Here is a 228-nt window from a genome sequence, read left to right as displayed (position 1 = left end):
CGGTTGACTGCGATGATCTGAGCTTCAACGCCGGTCCCGTCCAGATGAGAGTGCTGCTCCAGAACCTGATACATAACGCGGTCGCCTACGCCCGCCCCGGCGTATCTGCGGTTATCCGCGTCACGGGCCACCGGACCGATGAGGGGGTAGCCCTGCAGGTGATCGACACCGGGAAAGGGATCAGCGAACCCGACCGGCAAAGGGTTCTGGGCCTAGCGATCTGTGCAC

At 63.2% G+C, this 228-nt stretch carries 1 protein-coding gene; it reads left to right on the top strand.

What is annotated here, in order from left to right:
* Positions 1–228, top strand: a 228-nt coding sequence (locus SB847_RS22535) for an ATP-binding protein (RefSeq protein WP_410579018.1), incomplete at both ends; no start/stop codon positions are given.

The organism is Bacillus sp. SIMBA_026 (assembly GCF_046535335.1).
In the GTDB taxonomy this organism is placed as follows: Bacteria; Bacillota; Bacilli; order Bacillales; family Bacillaceae; genus Bacillus; species Bacillus velezensis.
Note: the sequence above shows the minus strand (reverse complement) of the source record. Positions and strands in the feature narration are given on the sequence as shown.